Below are 21,640 nucleotides of genomic sequence, written 5' to 3'. Positions count from 1 at the left end.
GTCTAAAGAAGCGAAAATGAACCGCTTGTTAACGAAGTCACATGGCTGTGCGACGGCTTGCCAGTGCGTGCCGGACATGCAATGAATGCACGCCTGCAATGCCTGATCAGGAAGCGAGCGATGAAGGTTCTGGTGGCCGAAGACAATGCCCTGCTGGGTAACAGCATCAAGCGCGGGCTTGAGGAAGAAGGCTGGGTGGTGGATCTGGCCAGGGACGGCAAAGAGGCCTTGTACTATGCCGATGCCAGTGAATACGACGTGTTGGTGCTGGACTGGATGCTGCCGCAGATATCGGGTCTGGAAGTACTCAGCGTGGTGCGCGGCAAGGGCAACGACGTGCCGGTGATCATGGTCACGGCCAGAAGCGAAGTAGTGGATCGGGTGCAGGGCCTGGATCGCGGCGCCGACGATTATCTGAGCAAACCTTTCGAAATGATCGAGTTGGTGTCGCGGCTCAATGCCCTCTATCGGCGCTCGATCGCCCGTGGCTCGAAATCGCTGACACTGGGTAATCTGAACATCGAACTCGACACCTTGCGGGTCAGCATCGGCGGCCGTCCGCTGGATCTCACGGGCATGGAATACAATCTACTGGTGGCGCTGGCCGGCAAGGCGAATCAGTTGCAGACCCGCACGGTATTGCTGGGGTTGCTCTACCCTTTCGACAGCGAGCCGGACAGCAACAGCCTGGACGTGCTGCTCAATCGCCTGCGACGCAAGTTGGCTGGGGCCGACGTCGAGATTGAAACCGTTCGCGGCAAAGGGTTGATCCTTCGTGTGGCGTAACCTGGCACTGAACATCAAAATCGCGCTCACGTTGTTCGTGGTTCAGGCGTGTGTGTTGTTCGTCGGCTATGTGTGGCTGAGTCATTGGGTGCAAACCACCCGGCTCGATGAACTGCGGCACCATCTCGATACCCAGTCGGACGTCATCGAGTCGCTGATCAGCGTCGAAAACGCGCAGTTGGTCTATCAGCGCCAGGGTGAATTCGCCTCGGAACTGGATCACGATCACGACCTGTTTTTTGACTTGTCATCGATATCGGGTGAGATGCTGCAAGAATCCTGGGGACCAACGCCGTCAATGCGCAAAGCGCTTCGCGAGGCCATGAGTCAGGTTCGCGCGGGCGACGAAGAGACTTTCCTGTTCGATGTCGGTCACGAGAAATGGATCGCACAGATGGGCGACCTTGAGCGCGCCAGCCCCGAAGGCCCGCTGAAAGCCAGGCTGCTGGTGGCCACCAACGCGCAACCGGTGCTCAATGCGGTCAACGCCTTCAAACGGGTGGTGGCGCTGGCCGCGATAGGGATATTGCTGTTGACGACGCTTGGCAGTTTTATCGTGGTGTCGCTCTCCACCCGCAACCTTCGCCATTTCGCTCGACAACTGCGCACCTTGAAGCCGCCGGAATTCACCCGCCGGGTGGTGTTCGAGGCGCACTCGGCGGAAGAAAAACTGCTGTTCGACAGCTACGCGCAAATGGAAGCGGCGGTTCAGGAGGTGCTGGAACATCAACGGCTGTTTATCGCCAACGCCTCCCATGAACTGAAGACGCCGATTGCTGCCGTGACCTCTGCGCTGGAGGTCATTCTGGCGCGGCCACGGCACGCCGAAGATTACGCCCAGACCTGTCGTGACGTGCTGGCCGAAATGCAGGTGCTCAAGCGCCTGTCTCTCGGCCTGTTGGACCTTGCGCAACTGGAGGGCACCGCCGAGATTGCCGGGCAGGCAAGCGGGTTGAATGACAATGCGCTCAATGCCGTCGAGCGTTGGCGCAAGGCTGCCGAACTCAAAGGTCTCAGTCTCTCCCTGCATCTGCTGGAGGATTATCAGGCCCAAGTCGCCGGAGGACCGGAACAGTGGGAAGTGGTGTTTGGCAACCTGCTGGACAACGCCATCAAGTACACCCCGGCCGGCGGCGCCGTCGACGTCACGCTGGACGAACATCCGGGCAGCGGTTTGACCATCCTGATCACCGATAACGGTGCAGGCATGTCCGCGCAAGAAGTCCGGCAATTGGGGCAAGTGTTTTTCCGTGCCGACGCCGCACGGTCGCAATCATCGTCGTTCGGGCTTGGCTTTGCCCACTGCAAGCGGATTGTCGAAAGACTGGGTGGACATCTGACGGTTCAAAGTACGCCGCAGACAGGAACACGCGTGACCATTGCCATGATGCGTTATAAGCCTTGAACCCGGCGTCACCTCAGACCAGGCCAAAGTTCAGCCAAGGGGCTCAAAGCCACACTCCGATCGAAGATATCGTTTGAAAGTTGCCCACCACCGTGTCGGCTCAAGTTTTCCGTCGACAGTGAAATGACATCTATTTACGATTTTTTTGACGTTTTTTTCTCATTTGGCGCTCTACATTCGCGGCGACTCAAACATGCAAATGATTCGCATTGTTCCAATAATGAATCTGCGCGTGTTGACTAAAAAAACAGGAGCCGTCGACAGAATGATTTCCCGTATCCCCTCGTTCCTTAAAAACGCATTGCTGACCACTGCTTTCCTCAGCGCCGGTCACGTGTATGCCGCTGCGCAGACGGAGGGTATCGTGGTCTACAACGCTCAACACGAAAGCCTGACCAAATCCTGGGTCGAAGGCTTCACCAAGGAAACCGGCATCAAAGTGACCGTGCGCAATGGCGACGACACCGAGATGGGCAATCAGCTCGTGCAGGAAGGTGCAGCCTCCCCGGCCGACGTGTTCCTGACCGAAAACTCCCCGGCGATGGTGCTGGTCGACAACGCGGGGCTGTTTGCACCGGTTGCGCCGAGCACGCTGGAACAAGTGGGCGCGGCCTATCGTCCGGCGCATGGCAAATGGGTAGGGATTGCCGCACGCTCCACGGTGTTCGTCTACAACCCGAGCAAGCTGGCTGAAGCAGACTTGCCAAAATCGCTGATGGACCTCGCAGCACCGAACTGGAAAGGCCGCTGGGCCGCTTCGCCAGCCGGTGCCGACTTCCAGGCCATCGTCGCAGCGGTACTGGAACTCAAGGGTGAAGCCGCCACCCTCGACTGGCTGAAAGCCATGAAAACCAACTTCACCGCCTACCGGGGCAACAGCGCCGTGCTCAAGGCGGTCAATGCCGGTCAGATCGACAGCGGCGTGATCTATCACTATTACAGCTTCGTCGATCAGTCCAAGACCGGCGAGAACAGCAAGAACACCTCGCTGAGCTACTTCAAACACAAGGATCCAGGTACCTTTGTCAGCCTGTCCGGCGGTGGCGTCCTGGCCTCCAGTCAACACAAGGAACAGGCTCAGGCATTCCTGAAATGGATTACCGGCAAAGACGGCCAGGCGATCCTCAAGAACGGCAACTCGTTTGAATACGCCGTGGGCAAGAATGCAGAGTCCAATCCGAAACTGGTGCCGCTGCAGCAACTCGACGCTCCGACTGTCGACGTCTCGAAACTCGACAGCAAAAAGGCGGTTGAGCTGATGACCCAGGCCGGGTTGCTCTAATTGTTGCCTGAAACGCTACCGGCAGAGGTCGCTGCGGCGTCCTCTGTAAACTTGCGCGCACGCTCTCGCGGCGTCTTCTCGGGCCGCGGCGGCGCCTGGGTGATTAGCCTGTCGGTGCTGATGTCGTTGCTGGCGTTGCTGCCGATTGCTTTCGTGATCGGCGTATCGGTGCAGACTGGCTGGGCGACGCTGGTGACGCTGGTATGGCGCCCACGCGTCGGCGAGTTGCTGATCAACACCGTGCTGCTGGTAGTGCTCACCATTCCCTTGTGCATCGCACTGGGTCTGGCGCTGGCCTGGTTGACGGAACGCACCAACTTGCCGGGGCGGCGCTGGTGGTCGCTGTTGGCGACGGCGCCGCTGGCGGTGCCGGCATTCGTGCACAGCTATGCGTGGGTCAGTCTGGTGCCACCGATTCATGGCCTGTTTGCCGGCGTTCTGGTGTCGGTCATCGCCTATTTCCCGTTTCTTTACCTGCCGATAGCAGCGACTTTGCGCCGGCTCGATCCGGCTATCGAAGATGTCTCCGAGTCGTTGGGGCTCAAGCCCTGGGCAGTGTTCTTTCGCGTGGTGCTGCCGCAGTTGCGCCTGGCCATCTGCGGCGGTGCCTTGCTGGTGGGGCTGCACCTGCTGGCCGAGTACGGTCTGTACGCGATGATTCGCTTCGACACCTTCACCACGGCCATCTTCGATCAGTTCAAGTCCACCTTCAACGGGCCTGCCGCCAATATGCTGGCCGGCGTCCTCGCGCTCTGCTGCCTGGCCATGCTGACGGCCGAGTCGGCTGCTCGCGGCACGGCGCGCTACGCCCGGGTCGGGTCGGGAAGCGCGCGCGAACAAAGGATTGTGCGCTTGAAGTTGCGCACCACCCTGCTCGCGCTGACGCTGCAAGGCATGACCTGTGTGCTGGCACTCGGTGTGCCGTTGATCACCCTTGGCAAGTGGCTGATCGACGGTGGCGCGCAAGTCTGGAACCTGAGCGAACTGCTGCCGGCGCTGGAGCAGACGCTGATGCTCGGGGCCGCCGGCGCGCTCATTACCACATGCGCGGCCATCCCGATCGCCTGGCTGTCGATTCGCTCACCGGGCCCGTTGCAACGTGTGCTGGAAAGCTGCAACTACATTACCAGCGCGTTGCCGGGGATTGTCGTTGCGCTGGCGCTGGTAACGCTGACGATTCATTTTGCCCGGCCGATTTACCAGACCACCATCACGGTGCTGCTGGCGTATTTACTGATGTTTTTGCCCCGCGCCCTGGTGAGTTTGCGCGCAGGCATCGCCCAGGCGCCGGTGGAACTGGAGAACATGGCGCGCAGCCTCGGCCGTTCGCCTGGTCGGGCGTTGTGGCTGATCACTCTGCGCCTGGCCGCACCCGGTGCTGCCGCCGGCGCTGCGCTGGTGTTTCTGGCGGTCAGCAATGAGTTGACCGCCACCCTGCTGCTCGCCCCCAATGGCACGCGCACCCTGGCTACCGGTTTCTGGGCAATGACCAGTGAAATCGACTATGCCGCCGCGGCGCCCTATGCCTTGCTCATGATTCTGCTGTCGCTTCCGTTAACCGGACTTCTTTACCATCAATCCAAACGCACGGCTGGCCGATGAACGCTCTTGAACTCCACTCGATCTGCAAGTCCTACGGTTCTCACCGAGCCCTGGAGAACATCAGCCTGTCGGTGCCGACGGGAAGCCGTACGGTGATCGTCGGCCCGTCCGGTTCGGGCAAGACCACCTTGCTGCGAATGATCGCCGGTTTCGAGTTCCCGGACTCGGGCAGCCTTGCGCTCAATGGTCAAATGCTGGTCGACGGCACCCGCGAGGTCCCCGCGCATCAACGCTTGATCGGCTATGTTCCGCAGGATGGTGCGCTGTTCCCGCACATGACCGTAGCCGCCAACATCGGTTTCGGGCTGGCGGCCAAGGGCGTTGCCAAACAGGAACGTGTCGCCGAGTTGATGGACAGCGTGGCACTGGACTCGAGTATGGCCAATCGTTGGCCGCATGAACTCTCCGGCGGCCAGCAACAGCGTGTCGCGCTGGCCCGGGCCCTGGCGCAACAACCACGGCTGATGTTGCTGGACGAGCCGTTTTCGGCACTCGATACCGGTTTGCGCGCCGCCATGCGCAAATTGGTCGCAAGGCTTCTGGCTGACGCCGGTGTCACGACCATTCTGGTGACTCACGATCAAAGTGAAGCGTTGTCATTCGCCGATCAGTTGGCGGTGATGCGTCAGGGCCGGCTAGTGCAATCCGGACATCCGCTGGACCTTTACCGCTATCCCGCCGATGAACAAACCGCCCTGTTTCTCGGGGATGCCGTGGTCATGCCGGCCAGAATCGAAGCGGGTTGGGCTCATTGCGATCTGGGTCGCATACCGGTCAACAACCACAGAAACAACCGATCAGCGCAAATCATGCTGCGCCCCGAGCAACTTCAGCTGATCAGCGCGCCCCACGGCCTGGAGCAACAGGACGGCTGTCGCGGCGTGGTCACCGAATGCGACTTCGGCGGTAATACCTGCACATTGACCGTGGAATTGCAGACGTTGAACGCTGATGACCGTCCGGGGCGTTCATTGCTGGTGCGCAGTTCCGGCATGCATGCGCCACCCGCTGGGAGCGAGGTTCATGTGTCGACCATCGGCCATGCTCATGTACTGAGCGAACCTTAAGCTTTTGAATCGGTAACGGGCGAGAAACGAAATCGCCCCCGAATATAACAATTCAAAAAAACAACTAAGCAATGCAGCGCAAGTCCATCAAGGCAGACACTTCTGTACGCCTTTCCCTACAAAAAATGCGATGAGCCGGTAGAAGCCTGAACAGTGCCTGTATGGGCTTGAAATAAAACGAATCACCTACCGGTTTTTCATGTTCCTTTCACAAAATCGCGCTTACCCTCAACGGATCACAGATGGCGTCTTGATAGCGTCCAACCCGTCGGGCATGACAAGCAAAGTCAACCGATGTAATTTGTCACAAATTACTGGCAACTGCTTGATGCCGCTTTTGTTTTAGCGTCTACGCTAATGTTGGATCCAACGTTCAAGCCTGATAGTCTAATTTTTTTTCAGTTCCGAGGTGCCCATGAGTCAGGCGTTTCTCCCCTTCTCTCGCCCGAGTATCGGCGATGAAGAAATTGCTGCGGTAGAGCAAGTACTGCGCTCTGGCTGGATCACTACCGGGCCGAAAAACCAGCAACTGGAAGAACACTTCGCCAACTATGTTGGCTGTCGGCATGCCGTCGCATTGTCCTCGGCCACCGGTGGCATGCACATTACTTTATTGGCCTTGGGTATCGGTCCCGGCGACGAAGTCATCACTCCGTCCCAGACCTGGGTGTCCACCGCCAACATGATCTGCCTGCTCGGTGCGACGCCGGTTTTCGTCGACGTTGACCGCGACACGTTGATGAGCGACCTGGAGAGCATCGAAGCGGCGATCACGCCTCGCACCAAGGCAATCATTCCGGTGCATTACGCCGGCGCGGCATTCGACCTCGATCCGCTCTACGCTCTGGCCGACAAACATGGCATCACCGTCATCGAAGACGCGGCTCACGCGGCGGGCACTTTCTATAAAGGTCGGCACGTCGGCGCCCAAGGCACGGCGATCTTCTCGTTCCACGCGATCAAGAACATGACCTGCGCCGAGGGCGCGATGTTCGTCAGCGACGATGAAGCCCTGGCCAATCGGGTACGCATGCTCAAGTTCCATGGCCTGGGCGTCGACGCCTACGACCGCCTCACCCACGGCCGCAAACCCCAGGCCCAGGTGATCGAACCCGGCTTCAAGTACAACCTGGCCGACATCAATGCCGCCATCGCCCTGGTTCAGCTGGAACGCCTGGACGCGATCAACGCCAAGCGCACAGAGCTGGCCCAGACCTACCTGCAACGCCTTGAAGGCCTGCCGGTGCAACCGCTGGCCATTCCGGCCCATGCGCAACAGCACGCCTGGCATCTGTTCATCCTGCGCATCGACGCCGAACGTTGCGGGCTGGATCGCGAGGCGTTCATGAAGGCGTTGCAGGAACAGAACATCGGCACAGGTATTCACTTCATCGCCACCCACCTGCACACTTACTACCGGCAGCGTTTCCCCAACATCTACCTGCCCAACACCGAATGGAACTCGGCGCGGCTGTGTTCGATCCCGTTGTTCCCCGACATGACTACCGATGATGTCGATCGTGTCGTCGGCGCCATTGAAAAAACACTGGACAGAAGCCTGTGAAACCTTATCCGATCCGTTGCGTATCAATCGTCATCCCGGTCTATAACGAGGAGGACAGTCTGCCCGAGTTGCTCCGGCGCACCGAAGCGGCGTGCCAGCAACTGCACCATGACTACGAAATTGTGTTGGTCGACGACGGCAGCCGCGACAACTCGGCGCAAATCCTCGAGGAGGCGGCCAGTCTCGACGGCAGCCCGGTGGTGGCGGTCATTCTCAACCGCAACTACGGCCAGCACGCGGCGATCATGGCAGGGTTCGAACAATGCAAGGGCGACGTGGTGATCACCCTCGACGCCGACCTGCAGAACCCGCCTGAAGAAATCCCGCGGCTGGTGGCTCAGGCCGAACTGGGCTATGACGTAGTCGCCACGGTGCGCAACAACCGTCAGGACTCGGCCTTGCGTCGCTGGCCGTCGAAGCTGATCAACCTTGCCGTGCAACGCTCCACCGGTGTTGCCATGAGCGACTACGGCTGCATGCTGCGCGCCTACCGCCGCACCATCGTCGACGCCATGCTCGCCTGCCGCGAACGCAGCACGTTCATCCCGATCCTGGCCAACAGCTTCGCCCGGCACACCACGGAAATTCTGGTGACCCACGCCGAGCGTGAACACGGCGAATCCAAATACAGCCCGATGCGCCTGATCAACCTGATGTTCGATCTGATCACCTGCATGACGACCACGCCCCTGCGATTGCTGAGCATCGTCGGCTTCGGCATGGCCGGCCTAGGCGTGCTGTTCGCCATCGCGTTGATTGTGCTGCGCATGGCTTTCGGCGCCGGTTGGGCGGGCGGCGGTACGTTCGTCCTGTTCGCCGTACTGTTCGTTTTCACCGGCGGGCAATTCATTGGCATGGGCCTGCTGGGCGAGTACCTGGGTCGCATGTACAGCGACGTCCGGGCACGTCCACGGTTCTTTATCGAAAAAGTTTTACGTAGCACCCCTTCTGCTCCTGCCCCCGTTGTCACCGTTGACGGTCTCACTTCCACTTCTTCAGATCAGGTTCTCTCATGAGTGCAAAAGCTGTTGTCTTCGCTTATCACGATATTGGCTGTGCCGGCATCGAATCCCTGCTTGCCAGCGGTTTCGAGATTGCAGCCGTGTTCACCCATCCCGATGACCCGAAGGAAAATGCGTTCTATGGCTCGGTTGCGCAACTGTGCGCCCGTAAAGGCATCCCGGTGCACGCCCCGGAAGACGCCAACCACCCGCTGTGGATCGAGCGCATCAGCAAACTCAACCCCGAGTACCTGTTTTCGTTCTACTACCGCAACCTGCTGAGCGAACCACTGTTGGCCACGGCCAGCAAAGGCGCCTTCAACCTGCACGGTTCGTTGCTGCCTCGCTACCGTGGCCGCGCACCGGCCAACTGGGTACTGGTCAACGGTGAAACCGAGACCGGCGTGACCCTGCACCGCATGGTCAAACGTGCCGATGCCGGCGCCATCATTGCCCAGGAGCGGGTAGCGATCGAGCGCGCCGACACCGCGCTGACCCTGCACGCCAAATTGCGCCAAGCCGCCAGCGATCTGCTGCGCGACACCTTGCCTGCCTTGCTTCAGGGCAAAATCAGCGAAACCCCACAGGACGAATCCAAAGCCACAGTGTTTGGCCGTCGCACCCCGGCGGACGGCAAACTGGTCTGGAGTAAACCTGCCGAAGAACTGTTCAATCTGGTCCGCGCCGTGACCCAACCTTACCCGGGCGCGTTCTGTGCCGTGGGCGAGCACAAGTTGATTGTCTGGAGCGCGGATGTCGTCAAGGGCAACGAAGGCCAGGCACCGGGCCGGGTTATCAGCGTCGATCCGCTGCGCATCGCCTGCGGCGAAGACTCGCTGGTGGTCAACGCCGGCCAACGCAACGACAACGGTCTGTACCTCAGCGGTCCACAACTGGCCAATGAGCTGGGGCTGGTCGACGGTTCTGTGCTGCGTGGCGCCGAATCGGGCCGTGCACCGCGTCGCACCCGCGTGCTGATCCTTGGCGTCAACGGCTTCATCGGCAATCACCTGTCCGAGCGCCTGCTGCGTGACGACCGCTATGAAGTGTACGGCCTGGACATCGGCTCGGACGCCATCGAGCGCCTGCGCAGCCATCCGAACTTCCACTTCGTCGAAGGCGATATCAGCATCCACTCGGAGTGGATCGAGTACCACATCAAGAAATGCGACGTGGTCCTGCCGCTGGTGGCGATCGCCACGCCGATCGAATACACCCGCAATCCGCTGCGTGTATTCGAACTGGACTTCGAAGAGAACCTGAAACTGGTTCGCTACTGCGTCAAATACAACAAGCGCGTAATCTTCCCGTCGACCTCCGAAGTCTATGGCATGTGCCAGGACGCCAACTTCGACGAAGACAGCTCCAACCTGGTGGTTGGGCCGATCAACAAGCAACGCTGGATCTACTCGATCTCCAAGCAGCTGCTTGACCGAGTGATCTGGGCTTACGGCCAGAAAGGCCTGAACTTCACCCTGTTCCGCCCTTTCAACTGGATGGGCCCACGCCTGGACCGTCTGGACTCGGCGCGTATCGGCAGCTCCCGGGCCATCACCCAGTTGATCCTGAACCTGGTGGAAGGCACGCCAATTCGCCTGTTCGACGGCGGCGAACAAAAACGCTGCTTCACCGACATCGCCGATGGCGTCGAAGCCCTGGCGCGGATCATCGACAACGACAACGATGTCTGCAACGGCCAGATCATCAACATCGGCAACCCGGACAACGAAGCCAGCATTCGTCAGCTGGGCGAAGAACTGCTGCGCCAGTTCGAAGCTCACCCGTTGCGCGACAACTTCCCGCCATTCGCCGGTTTCCGCGATATCGAAAGCAAGGCTTTCTACGGCACTGGCTATCAGGACGTGTCTCACCGCAAACCGAGCATCGCCAACGCCAAGCGTCTGCTTGACTGGGCACCCACCGTGGAGATGAAGGAAACCATCGGCAACACGCTGGACTTCTTCCTGCGCGAGGCCATGCTCGAAATCGCGGACAAAAAACGTTGATGCAGGCAGGCCTTCGAATCGATGTCGACACCTACCGAGGCACCCGTGAAGGGGTGCCGCGGTTACTCGAAATACTCGATGAAGCACAGGTCAAGGCGACGTTTTTCTTCAGCGTCGGGCCAGACAACATGGGGCGCCACTTGTGGCGCCTTATCCGTCCGCAATTTCTCTGGAAGATGCTTCGTTCCAACGCTGCCGGCCTGTATGGCTGGGATATTTTGTTGGCAGGCACTGCGTGGCCGGGCAAACCGATCGGTCGCGACCTCGGGCACCTGATGCGTCAAGCCCAGGCGGCTGGGCATGAAGTCGGCCTGCACGCCTGGGATCACCACGGCTGGCAGGCCAATGCCGGACGCTGGAGCCAGGCGCAACTGATCGAGCAGATTCGTCGTGGCGTCGACAGCCTCAGTGACATCCTCGGTCAAAAAGTCGAATGCTCGGCATCCGCCGGTTGGCGGGCGGACGAGCGTGTGATCGAAGCCAAGCAAGGTTTCGGCTTTCGCTACAACAGCGATTGTCGAGGCCAGCATATGTTCCAGCCAATCCTGACCAATGGTAGTCTGGGCGCACCGCAGATTCCGGTGGACCTGCCGACCTTCGACGAAGTGGTTGGCCCGACCGTTGCGGCCAAAGACTTCAACACCTTCATTCTTGAGCGGTTCTCCCCGCAAAAACTCAATGTCTACACTGTCCATGCCGAAGTAGAAGGGATTCTGATGGCCAACGATTTTCGCCAATTATTGGCCGATGCTCGCCAACGTGATATTCATTTCCAGCCCTTGGGCAATTTGCTTCCCGACGCCCCCGCCATCTTGCCGAAGGGCCGGGTTGTACGCGGCACCCTTGAGGGTCGCGAAGGTTGGCTAGGGGTTCAAGGCGCATGAGCAAACCCTGGGCATTGCCGTTATTACTGGTCGTTCTGCTGCTGGCGTACTTGTTGCCACTGGGCACCCACGGCCTATGGATTCCCGACGAAACCCGTTACGCCCAGATCAGCCAGGACATGCTCCTGAGCGGTAACTGGGTGTCGCCGCACTTCATGAGCCTGCGTTACTTCGAAAAGCCCATCGCGGGCTACTGGATGATCGCTATCGGCCAGGCGCTGTTTGGCGACAATCTGTTTGGCGTACGTATTGCCTCGGTGCTGAGCACCGGGCTGAGCGTGTTGCTGTGCTACCTGATCGCTCACCGGCTGTGGAACGAGCCGCGCAAGAGTTTTGCCTGCGCGCTGCTGTACATGAGTTTTGCGATCATCGCCGGACAAGCCGGCTACGCCAACCTCGATCCGCAATTCACCTTCTGGGTAAACCTGAGCCTGGTGGCTTTGTGGTTTGCGCTGGACAGCACCAGCCGTGGCCAGCGTCTGCTCGGCTGGACTGTACTGGGGCTTGCCTGTGGCATGGGTTTCATGACCAAAGGCTTCCTCGCCTGGGCGTTGCCGGTGTTGATCGCCCTGCCCTGGGTGCTCTGGCAGAAACGCTGGCGGGAACTGCTGACTTACGGCCCGGTGGCGATTATCGTCGCCATCGCGGTGAGCCTGCCGTGGGCCTTGGCGGTGCACGCGCAGGAACCCGATTACTGGCGGTTCTTCTTCTGGCACGAACACATTCGCCGCTTCGCCGGGGATGACGCCCAACACGATGCGCCATGGTGGTTCTACCTGCCGCTGCTGGTGGCGTTCAGCCTGCCATGGGCGGCGTTGCTGCCATCGGCGCTGAAACAGGCCTGGCAGACCCGGCGTCAGGCCAACATCGCTTTCCTGCTGCTGTGGTTGCTGATGCCCTTGCTGTTTTTCAGCCTGAGCAACGGCAAGCTGCCGACCTACATCATGCCCTGCCTGCTACCTCTGGCGTTGTTGCTGGGCCATGCCCTGGCGGACCGACTGAAGCTGGAACAAGGCCGGGTGCTGGGGATCAATGGCCTGCTGAACATGACGCTGGGCCTGATCGTCCTGATTGCGCTGGTTTATCTGCAACTGAAAAAACCGCTGTACACCCACGAACTGCACAACCTGGTATTGGTGTTCATCGGGTTGATCGGCTGGATCATGGCCAACCTGCTGCAGGCCTTCCGTCCCTTGCAATGCTGGGCGGCACCGGCTTTTGGCAGTTTGCTGCTGATCGGCGTGCTGCCGGCCGGCATGCCGGATTCGGTGGTGGCTAACAAGATGCCCGACCAGTTCATCCTCCAGCACGCCCCGGAGCTGGCGCAGACCGACAAGTTGTTGAGCAACGACCTGGGCGCTGCCTCGGCCCTGGCCTGGCGCTTGAAACGCCCGGAGGTGGCGTTGTACAACACGATAGGCGAATTGAAATACGGCCTCGACTATCCTGATCCAGATGCAATACAGCAACGGGTCGATCTCGAGCACGTGCAACAGTGGATGCGCGAAGCGCGTCAGAGTGGTTCGGTCGGCGTGGTGATGCGGGTCAAAGGGGATGACGAACTGCAAGAAATCGAACTGCTGCCCAAGGATGGCAAACGTTATGAACAAGGCAACCTGGTGATCCTGATCTTCCCTCGGGATGCGTCATGAGCCTGTTGCTGCTCCTGACCGCCTGCCTGCTGACTTGCCTTGGCCAGATCGCCCAGAAGTACGCCGTGGAAAGCTGGCGTGGCAAGACCTCGGGCTGGGGCGAGAAACTGCGTTCGCCCTGGCTGTGGCTGGCGCTCGCCTCTCTGGGGCTGGGCTTGCTGGTCTGGCTGCTGGTGTTGCAGCGCCTCGAAGTCGGTATCGCCTATCCCATGCTCAGCCTGAATTTCGTGCTGATCACACTGGTCGCCCGTTTCGTCTTTCACGAAGTCATCGACCGCCGTCACTGGTTGGGCGTGGCCCTGGTGATTGGTGGCGTGGCGTTGCTGGGGCAACACGCATGAGCCTGCGTCGCGGAATCGCCTTTGCCATGGGCAGCGTAGTGCTGGGCACCGCCGCGCAGTTGGGCATGCGCTGGAGCATGACTCGCTTGCCACATCCCGAACAGTGGCTAGCGGCCTTGAGCAGCGGCAGTGTCGATATGCCCGCTGTGATTGTCGTGCTGGCCGCCATCCTCGCCTATGCCGTGTCGATGCTCACCTGGCTCGCCGCCCTGCGGGATGTGCCGCTGGGTCGGGCCTATTCGCTGCTGAGCATCAGCTACGCGCTGGTGTATGTGCTGGCCGCCAGCCTGCCGCTGTTCAACGAATCCTTCAGTCTTTCAAAAACCCTGGGAGTGGCGCTGGTCATCCTGGGGGTCATTACTATTAATTCTCGACCTGCTCGCGCGCCCGAACTTAGGAGTGCATCATGAAAATCAGTGTATTTGGTAGCGGTTACGTTGGTCTGGTGCAAGCCGCCGTCCTGGCTGAAGTCGGCCATGACGTAGTGTGCATGGACATTGACGAGAAAAAAGTTGCGTTGCTGCAACAAGGCCACGTCAGCATCTTCGAGCCGGGGCTGGCCAGCCTGGTGCGTGAAAGCCTGGATGCCAAGCGGCTGCACTTCACCTCGGACGAAAAGTTCGCGGTGCAACATGGCCAGGTGCTGTTCATCGCCGTCGGCACACCGTCCCGGGAGGATGGTTCGGCGGATCTGCAATACGTGTTGTCCGTGGGTGAAGCGGTCGCGCGTCATCGTGAACAGCCGGTGATCCTGGTGGAGAAATCCACGGTGCCGGTGGGCACCGGCGATACGCTACGCGCCCATATCGACCAGTACCTGCTCAAGGCCGGCCGTCAGCTGCAGTTCGATATCGTTTCCAACCCGGAGTTTTTGAAAGAAGGTTCGGCCGTGGCCGATTGCCGGCGCCCGGACCGCATCATCATCGGCTGTGAAGGCGATGAAGTGCGCGACGTGATGCGCGACCTCTATGCACCGTTCAACCGCAACCATGACCGCGTCATGTTCATGGACCTGCGCAGCGCCGAGCTGACCAAATACGCCGCCAACTGCATGCTGGCGACCAAAATCAGCTTCATCAACCAGATCGCCGAACTGGCCGAACACCTGGGTGCCGACATCGAATCGGTACGGCTGGGCATCGGTGCCGACTCGCGTATTGGTTACCACTTCATCTACCCCGGCTGCGGTTACGGCGGCTCGTGTTTCCCCAAGGACATGCGCGCTCTGATCCACAGTGCCGAAGAAGCCCACTGCAACAGCGACCTGCTGCAAGCGGTGGAAGCCATCAACGAGCGGCAGAAACACAAATTGTTCGAACGCATCAACGCGTTCTACAAGGGTGATTTGCGCGACAAGACCTTCGCCGTTTGGGGCCTGGCCTTCAAGCCCAACACCGACGACATGCGCGATGCGCCGAGCCGGGTGCTACTGGAATCGCTGTGGGCTGCGGGGGCCAATGTACGGGCGTTCGACCCGGAAGCCATGCAGGAAACCCAACACCTTTATCCTGACGAACCGAAGCTGATGCTCATGGGCACGCCGGAATCAGTCCTTTCGGGTGCCGACGCTTTGATCATCTGCACCGAATGGCAGCAGTTCAAGGCGCCAGACTTCGACCTGATCCAGCAACGCCTGAATGCACCGGTGATTTTCGACGGACGTAACCTGTACGACGCAGAGCGCCTGGCCCGCAGCGGCTTCCTGTATTTCCCGATGGGCCGTGGTGAATCCCGCAAATTGCCAATTCCCCTTCAGCAATGGCCATCGGCCTCAGGCGTTGCGTGAGTACGGTATCGCCCAGCATTCGTCGGCAGTCCTTAGGGTTCGGGCTGCTGACGTTCATGCTGTTCATCGCGGGGGTCTATCAGCAAACAGCAATCGGTTTCGATTCGCGGTTCGTGCTGTTCGCCCAGGAGATGCTGCGCCACGGGCCGTCGTTTTTCCCGACCACCTATGGCCAGCCCTATGCCGATTACTCGGCGCTGTCTACGGTGTTTGTCTGGCTGTTGTCCCTGCCGTTCGGTCAGGTCAATAGCCTCACCGCGTGGTTGCCGACTGCCATCGGCGCTGCGGTGATCGTCACGTTGATGTACCGGTTGGTCGCGCCCTGCTCCACACGCTGGGCGCTGCTGAGCATCGCGTTGATGTTGCTCACCAGTACATTTGTCACTGAAACCCGTGCCGTGTCCCAGGACCTGATGCTGGCGGCCGTGGCCTTTTCGGTGTTCTACCTTGGGTACGCCGCCGATCATTTCGCGATGCCCCGTCGGTGGCCGCTGATTTTTGTGCTGCTGCTGTTGGGCTTCGGGATTCGCGGGCCGATCGGGCTGGTTATCCCCACCGGTATGTTGTGCAGCTACTACCTGCTCAATCGCCAATGGTCACGGTTGTTCGGTTTTGGCCTGTTGGCGGCGGTGTTGTTGGTGGTGTGCGTCGGCGCGCTGCTGTGGCTGGCCGAAGCCAGTGGTGGAACGGCCTTCATGCATGACGTGGTGCGCATGCAGTTCATGGGGCGCATGGACGGCAGTGAAGGCGTCAGTGGCTCGCTGTATTACTTCACCGCTTCGTTTGGCAACTATGCGCTCGCTTATCCATTGGCACTGCTGGTATTGGCCGCGGTCTGGCTGACGAATCCACGGCAGGCAGGTCCGGCATTACGCTTGTTGCAATACTGCACGGCGGCCGGGTTGATCGTGATGATTGGCTTATCGATTCCCCAGGCGAAAAAGGCCCGTTACCTGCTGCCGATGCTGCCCATGGCGGCGATCATTGCGGCGTACCCGTTTCAGGTGGCGCAAGGTCGGGTATTCGGTTGGTTGCGGGGTTTGATGCAAGGGCTGTGGCTGGTGATACCGGGGGTGTTGATTGTCGCATTGCTGATCATTCAGCGGCGTCTGCCAGCACAACCTCCTGCCTTTGTGCCGGTATTGATCGTGCTTGCGGCTCTGCAAGTCATCACACTGGCGGCTTGGTTCCGCGCTCACTGGCGAGCCGAGGTACTGGCCTGTTGCGCAGTCCTGGCGCTGTGGTCGGTTTATATCCTGGTGTATGAACCGGTCGAACGTCAGCTTTACGACACGCAAGCCTTCAGTCGAGCCGCGTTCGCAGAGATTCAAAAAGCGCCGGCGCCGTTGGTGCTGCACGGCATGGGCAAAGACGCCAAGGCGATCAAGTTCATGGTCAATATCGAGCAGGACTTTCAACCGGTGTTCACCGAATCGACACAGGAACTGGAAGCCCTCTCGGGGCCGGCCTGGCTGATGATGGACCGAAACGACTACAACGCCCTGCAAGGCACTCCGCTGGGTGCCCAGCCACCGGTATTGAGCGGACGTTTCGATAAGAACGATTTCGTATTGCTGCACACGCCGCCCTTGTAGGAACTGCCGTAGGCTGCGATCTTTTGATGGTTTCGATATTGCTGAAGAGCAAGATCAAAGATCGCAGCCTGCAGTAGCTCCTGCGTATCCATGTATTGTCCTTTAGTTACTGTTAACCACACTTGAACGCCTACGTTTGAGGTTAAACCGGCGCCTTCAAATCCACCCCCAGCGACTGGGCAAACGCCTTCACCAACGGACTGCGCACAGTGTTGTGGCGCAGGATCAGATTGAACGGCGTGACGATGTTGATCAGGTCCGGACGCACCGCCCGAAACTGTCCCTGAGCCACCAGGTTTGCCGCGTAATGCTCGGGCAGAAAACCGACGAAACGCCCCGTCTTGACCAGCAGCGCCACAGCTTCCACTTGAGTCGCCGAAGCGGAAAAGCTGTCGTAGCGGGCAAAGTTCAGTTTGTCCCGATGGATCGCGTAGCGGTGGTTGATGCACTCGTAATCCTGCAGCACATTGCCGCCCATGTCCGCCTCCGGCACCGAGAACAGTGGATGACCGACGGCGCAATACACATACGAGCGTTCTTCATACAGCGGGAAGTAATCGAACTCTTCTCTTTTTTGATAAACCGGCACGATCCCGGCCACTAACCGCCCCTCGACCACACCTCTTTCCACCTCATCTAACTGGGAGGCCTGAAGTTGAAATCTTACTTTCGGCGACTCTTCATTTATTCTTCTAAGCGCCGCAACTAACGGAGAATTCGAGTCCGTAATTGTATTATCAATGACGCCCACCCCAAGGTCGCCAATAAGTTCATTCTGCGCCGAACTAAGCCGATCACGAAAGTTATCGACCGAGGCAAATAAATCGATCGACGCCTGATACACCAGGCGCCCTTCTTCGGTCAGGTGAAACCCTTCCCGCCCCCGGGTACACAGGCGCATGCCGATGCGAATCTCAAGGTCGGAAATCTGTTTGCTGATGGCCGCCAAGCCCACGTTCAGCTCATTCTGCGCCGCACTGAAGCCGCCAGCCTCGACCACGGCCTTGAATACTTTGAGCAGTTTGAAGTCCAGGCCGCTGAGGGCCAACGGCGCCCGATGTACCGTTTTTAACGGCGGGTTTCCGGAATTGGAAAGTGGGGTTTCCATAATGCTTATTTACCTCTGGCGCCCTATTCAACAACCTGTGCCCAACAACAAAAACAGTGCTGGCTAATAATAATGAACACAGAAAACAAGGCTTGGCAACCGTTAATAAATTCCGCCGATCAGTGCCAACTCACTGATTTCGAACTATTAAAAGCTGACACTTCGATCAGCTCTCGCCCTTTAGCAACTGCCCTCTTGAACACTGCTTGGCCATGACCACACCCGAATAATTTCCGGGAAGTGTTTCAGGCTCTGCACACCGATATCAGTTCGCGTTACCGACGAGGAAAACAACAATGTCTCAAACCACCGACCGTCTCTGGGGTGCCCGCTTCAAGAGCGGCCCGTCCGAAGCCTTGGCGGCGCTGTCCCGTTGCCCCGAGCGCTACTTTCGCCTCACCCCGTACGACCTCGCCGGCTCCAAGGCGCATGCCCGGGAATTGCAGCGCGCCGGTCTTCTGAGTGAGCAGGAAACCCAGACCATGCTCGACGCCCTGCAGCGCATCGGTGATGACTTCCGTGCCGGCAGCATCGCGCCGACCCTGGATGACGAAGACGTGCATACCTTCATCGAGCGCCTGTTGACCGAACGCCTCGGCGCACTGGGCGGCAAGCTGCGCGCAGGCCGTTCGCGCAACGACCAGACCGCCAACGACCTGCGGCTGTTCCTGCGTGATCACGTCCGTACGTTGGCCGTTGAAGTGCTGGCCTTGCAGCAAGCACTGGTGGAGCAGGCCGAGCGACACGTCGAAAGCATCTGCCCGGGCTTCACTCACCTGCAACAGGCCCAGCCGATCGTCTTCGCTCATCACTTGCTGGCCCACGCCCAATCGATGCTGCGCGACGTACAGCGTCTGGTGGACTGGGATGCGCGCACCTCGCTGTCGCCACTGGGTGCAGCAGCCATGGCAGGCTCCGCGATCGCTCGCCTGCCCCAGCAGTCGGCCAGGGAAATGGGCTACAGCGGCGTGTGCGAAAACTCCATCGACGCCGTGGCCAGCCGCGATCACGTCGCCGAGTTTCTGTTTATCGCCAGCATGCTCGGGATCAACATTTCCCGCCTCGCCGAAGAGTTCTGCCTATGGTCGTCGCGGCAATTTCGCTGGGTCGCTTTGGACGATGCCTACGCCACCGGCAGTTCGATCATGCCGCAGAAGAAAAACCCGGACATCGCCGAACTGGCCCGGGGCAAGGCTGGCCGCTTGATCGGCAACCTGACCGGTCTGCTGTCGACGCTCAAATCCCTGCCGCTGTCCTACAACCGTGACTTGAGCGAAGACAAGAACGGCGTGCTCGACAGCGTCGACACCCTGCTGCTGGTGCTGCCGGCCATGGCCGGGATGGTCGCGACCATGAAGGTCAACGTCGAAGAACTGCGCCGTCAGGCACCGCTGGGTTTCACCCTTGCCACCGAAGTCGCCGACTGGTTGGCGGTGCGCGGCGTGCCGTTCAAGGAAGCGCATGAAATCACCGGCGCATTGGTCCAGGCCTGTGAGAAACACGACATCGAACTGTGGGAAGCCTCGCCGGCGCTGCTGGCCGAGATCGATCCGCGCCTGACACCTGAGGTGCGCGACAGCCTGACCCTCGAAGCCGCCATCGCCGCCCGTAGTGGCTGGGGCGGTACCGCGCCGCAACAGGTGCGCGAGCAGATCGGCCGACTGAAAACCGCCCTTGTCGCGCAGCACGAGTGGACCGAGAACTATCAGGGCTTCCGCCTCTGATAGACAACGCAAAACCTTGTAGGAGCCGGCTTGCTGGCGATGGTGTGTCAGCTGAATTGATGTCGACTGACACTCCATCGCCAGCAAGCCGGCTCCTACAAGGGGATTGTGCTTGATCTGAAAGAACAGTGTACGGAGAACCAACATGAGCCAGACACAGGCAGAACGACTCCAGGCGGAGCGCAAACTGGCGGAAAACCAGTTCGATATCACCCAGTACCAACACGTGCCACGGCGTTATTACGGGCGAATTTTTTTCGCCAGCGTCATCGTCATTGCGATTATCGGCCTGGTACGAGCCTTCGCCGAAGGCAAGATCGAATGGTCGTACATCGGCCAGTTCCTCACTTCGCAAGCGATCATTTGGGGCTTGCTCAACACCATCGTCATGGCGGTGCTGGCGATGGCGCTGGGCATTGTCTTCGGGGTGATCACGGCGATCATGCGCATGTCGGCCAACCCGATCCTGCGCTATGTGGCGCTGACCTACACCTGGCTGTTCCGTGGCACGCCGCTGATCCTGCAGCTGTTGCTGTGGTTCAACCTGGCGCTGATCTTCCCCACCATCGGCATTCCCGGCCTGTTCGAAATGGACACCGTGAGTCTGATGACACCCTTCGTAGCCGCCCTCCTCGGCTTGAGCATCAACCAGGGCGCCTATACCGCCGAAGTGGTGCGTGCCGGCCTGTTGTCGGTGGACACCGGCCAGTACGAAGCCGCCAAGTCGATCGGCATGCCGCGCCTGCAAGCCTTGCGCCGGATCATCCTGCCCCAGGCCATGCGGATCATCATTCCGCCAGTCGGTAACGAATTCATCGGCATGGTGAAAATGACCTCCCTGGCGAGCGTCATCCAGTACTCGGAACTGCTCTACAACGCGCAGAACATCTACTACGCCAACGCCCGTGTGATGGAGTTGCTGATCGTTGCCGGTATCTGGTACCTGGCCACGGTCACCGTGCTGTCCTTTGGTCAAAGCCGTCTGGAGCGTCGTTTCGCTCGCGGCGCCGGCAAGCGTTCTTGAGGAGCCCAACATGAGAAGCATCGTCAAGGCCGTGAGCCTGAACAAATATTACGACCAGTACCACGCCCTCAAGGACATCAACATCGAAGTCGAGCAAGGCGAAGTGCTGTGCATCATCGGCCCGTCCGGCTCCGGCAAAAGTACCCTGCTGCGCTGCGTGAATCAGCTGGAAAAAATCGACAAGGGCGGTCTGTGGGTCGACGGCGAGCTGGTGGGTTACCGGATCGTCGGCAACAAACTGCACGAGCTCAACGAATCGCAGATTGCCCGCCAGCGCCTGGCCACCGGCATGGTGTTCCAGCGTTTCAACCTGTTCCCGCACATGACTGTGCTGCAAAACATCATCGAAGGGCCGTGCCAGGTGCTCAAGCGTTCGCCCAAAGAGGCGCACGAAGAAGCCGTGGAACTGCTCGCTCGCGTCGGCCTGGCCGACAAACGCAACAGCTACCCGATCGAACTGTCGGGTGGTCAGCAACAACGTGTCGCCATTGCCCGTGCATTGGCCATGCGACCCAAGCTGATGCTGTTCGATGAACCCACTTCGGCACTCGACCCGGAACTGGTCGGAGAGGTGCTGTCGGTGATGCGCGATCTGGCGCAAACCGGCATGACCATGATCGTCGTCACCCATGAACTGGGCTTCGCTCGCGAGGTTTCCAACCGCATGGTGTTCATGGACGGCGGGCAGATCGTGGAGGCTGGAAGCCCCGAAGAAATACTAATAAGTCCGCAAAACCCACGCACCCAAAGCTTCATTTCTGCCGTTCGAACCTAAGGGCCGTGCTTGGAAAACAAGAGCCGCCTAACAACACT

The 21,640-nt window shown here is 59.7% G+C and carries 18 protein-coding genes; 17 read left to right on the top strand and 1 reads right to left on the bottom strand.

Annotation, left to right across the window (positions count from 1 at the left end):
* Positions 1–120: 120 nt before the first annotated feature.
* The 14 genes from F475_RS05125 (at position 121) to F475_RS05060 (ending at position 16,971) form a co-directional block, all read left to right on the top strand.
* Positions 121–786, top strand: a complete 666-nt coding sequence (locus F475_RS05125; protein ID WP_018925840.1) for a response regulator transcription factor — start codon at positions 121–123, stop codon at positions 784–786.
* Positions 776–2,191 (top strand): HAMP domain-containing sensor histidine kinase, encoded by a 1,416-nt coding sequence (locus tag F475_RS05120; RefSeq protein ID WP_111453313.1) that lies wholly within the window; start codon positions 776–778, stop codon positions 2,189–2,191. The genes F475_RS05125 and F475_RS05120 overlap by 11 nt, the downstream gene beginning before the upstream one ends.
* Positions 2,192–2,456: 265 nt before the next feature.
* Positions 2,457–3,473, top strand: coding sequence for an iron ABC transporter substrate-binding protein (locus F475_RS05115; protein ID WP_111453312.1), 1,017 nt, complete (start codon positions 2,457–2,459; stop codon positions 3,471–3,473).
* 3 nt (positions 3,474–3,476) lie between these two features.
* Positions 3,477–5,075, top strand: a complete 1,599-nt coding sequence (locus F475_RS05110) for an iron ABC transporter permease (RefSeq protein WP_111453405.1) — start codon at positions 3,477–3,479, stop codon at positions 5,073–5,075.
* Entirely contained in the window at positions 5,072–6,142 is a 1,071-nt protein-coding gene (locus F475_RS05105; RefSeq protein WP_018925836.1) for an ABC transporter ATP-binding protein, read from the top strand. The genes F475_RS05110 and F475_RS05105 overlap by 4 nt, the downstream gene beginning before the upstream one ends.
* Positions 6,143–6,557: 415 nt before the next feature.
* On the top strand, positions 6,558–7,706 hold the full coding sequence (arnB, locus tag F475_RS05100; protein ID WP_018925835.1) for a UDP-4-amino-4-deoxy-L-arabinose aminotransferase: 1,149 nt from the start codon (positions 6,558–6,560) through the stop codon (positions 7,704–7,706).
* On the top strand, positions 7,703–8,722 hold the full coding sequence (gene arnC / locus F475_RS05095; RefSeq protein WP_018925834.1) for an undecaprenyl-phosphate 4-deoxy-4-formamido-L-arabinose transferase: 1,020 nt from the start codon (positions 7,703–7,705) through the stop codon (positions 8,720–8,722). The genes arnB and arnC overlap by 4 nt, the downstream gene beginning before the upstream one ends.
* Positions 8,719–10,713, top strand: a complete 1,995-nt coding sequence (arnA, locus tag F475_RS05090; protein WP_018925833.1) for a bifunctional UDP-4-amino-4-deoxy-L-arabinose formyltransferase/UDP-glucuronic acid oxidase ArnA — start codon at positions 8,719–8,721, stop codon at positions 10,711–10,713. The genes arnC and arnA overlap by 4 nt, the downstream gene beginning before the upstream one ends.
* Entirely contained in the window at positions 10,713–11,597 is an 885-nt protein-coding gene (arnD, locus tag F475_RS05085) for a 4-deoxy-4-formamido-L-arabinose-phosphoundecaprenol deformylase (RefSeq protein WP_111453311.1), read from the top strand. The genes arnA and arnD overlap by 1 nt, the downstream gene beginning before the upstream one ends.
* Positions 11,594–13,249 (top strand): lipid IV(A) 4-amino-4-deoxy-L-arabinosyltransferase, encoded by a 1,656-nt coding sequence (arnT, locus tag F475_RS05080; protein ID WP_018925831.1) that lies wholly within the window; start codon positions 11,594–11,596, stop codon positions 13,247–13,249. Before arnD ends, arnT begins: the two co-directional genes overlap by 4 nt.
* Positions 13,246–13,590, top strand: a complete 345-nt coding sequence (gene arnE, locus F475_RS05075) for a 4-amino-4-deoxy-L-arabinose-phosphoundecaprenol flippase subunit ArnE (protein WP_018925830.1) — start codon at positions 13,246–13,248, stop codon at positions 13,588–13,590. The genes arnT and arnE overlap by 4 nt, the downstream gene beginning before the upstream one ends.
* The gene (gene arnF, locus F475_RS05070; protein ID WP_019578860.1) at positions 13,587–14,000 is read left to right on the top strand and encodes a 4-amino-4-deoxy-L-arabinose-phosphoundecaprenol flippase subunit ArnF; all 414 of its coding nucleotides are present in this window, start codon (positions 13,587–13,589) and stop codon (positions 13,998–14,000) included. The genes arnE and arnF overlap by 4 nt, the downstream gene beginning before the upstream one ends.
* Positions 13,997–15,376 carry a UDP-glucose/GDP-mannose dehydrogenase family protein gene (locus F475_RS05065; protein WP_018925828.1) on the top strand — a complete coding sequence of 460 codons (1,380 nt, stop codon included), beginning with the start codon at positions 13,997–13,999 and terminating at the stop codon, positions 15,374–15,376. The genes arnF and F475_RS05065 overlap by 4 nt, the downstream gene beginning before the upstream one ends.
* Entirely contained in the window at positions 15,349–16,971 is a 1,623-nt protein-coding gene (locus tag F475_RS05060; RefSeq protein WP_111453310.1) for a glycosyltransferase family 39 protein, read from the top strand. Before F475_RS05065 ends, F475_RS05060 begins: the two co-directional genes overlap by 28 nt.
* A gap of 142 nt (positions 16,972–17,113) precedes the next feature.
* Here F475_RS05060 and F475_RS05055 read toward each other — a convergent pair whose 3' ends face one another.
* The gene (locus F475_RS05055; RefSeq protein ID WP_064617794.1) at positions 17,114–18,079 is read right to left on the bottom strand and encodes a LysR family transcriptional regulator; all 966 of its coding nucleotides are present in this window, start codon (positions 18,077–18,079) and stop codon (positions 17,114–17,116) included.
* Between the two features lie 296 nt (positions 18,080–18,375).
* Between F475_RS05055 and argH the strand changes: the two genes are divergently transcribed.
* The 3 genes from argH to F475_RS05040 all read left to right on the top strand — a co-directional run bounded on the left by argH (position 18,376) and on the right by F475_RS05040 (position 21,602).
* Entirely contained in the window at positions 18,376–19,803 is a 1,428-nt protein-coding gene (argH, locus tag F475_RS05050; protein WP_111453309.1) for an argininosuccinate lyase, read from the top strand.
* A 145-nt stretch (positions 19,804–19,948) separates the two neighbouring features.
* A complete protein-coding gene (locus F475_RS05045) occupies positions 19,949–20,827 on the top strand; it encodes an amino acid ABC transporter permease (protein ID WP_111453308.1) in 879 nt (292 codons plus the stop codon).
* Positions 20,828–20,837: 10 nt separating this feature from the next.
* On the top strand, positions 20,838–21,602 hold the full coding sequence (locus F475_RS05040) for an amino acid ABC transporter ATP-binding protein (RefSeq protein WP_064617790.1): 765 nt from the start codon (positions 20,838–20,840) through the stop codon (positions 21,600–21,602).
* Positions 21,603–21,640 lie beyond the last annotated feature (38 nt).

Source organism: Pseudomonas sp. URMO17WK12:I6, from assembly GCF_003253625.1.
Taxonomy (GTDB): domain Bacteria; phylum Pseudomonadota; class Gammaproteobacteria; order Pseudomonadales; family Pseudomonadaceae; genus Aquipseudomonas.
The sequence above is the reverse complement of the archived record's forward strand: the minus strand, read 5'-3'. Positions and strand labels throughout refer to the sequence as shown.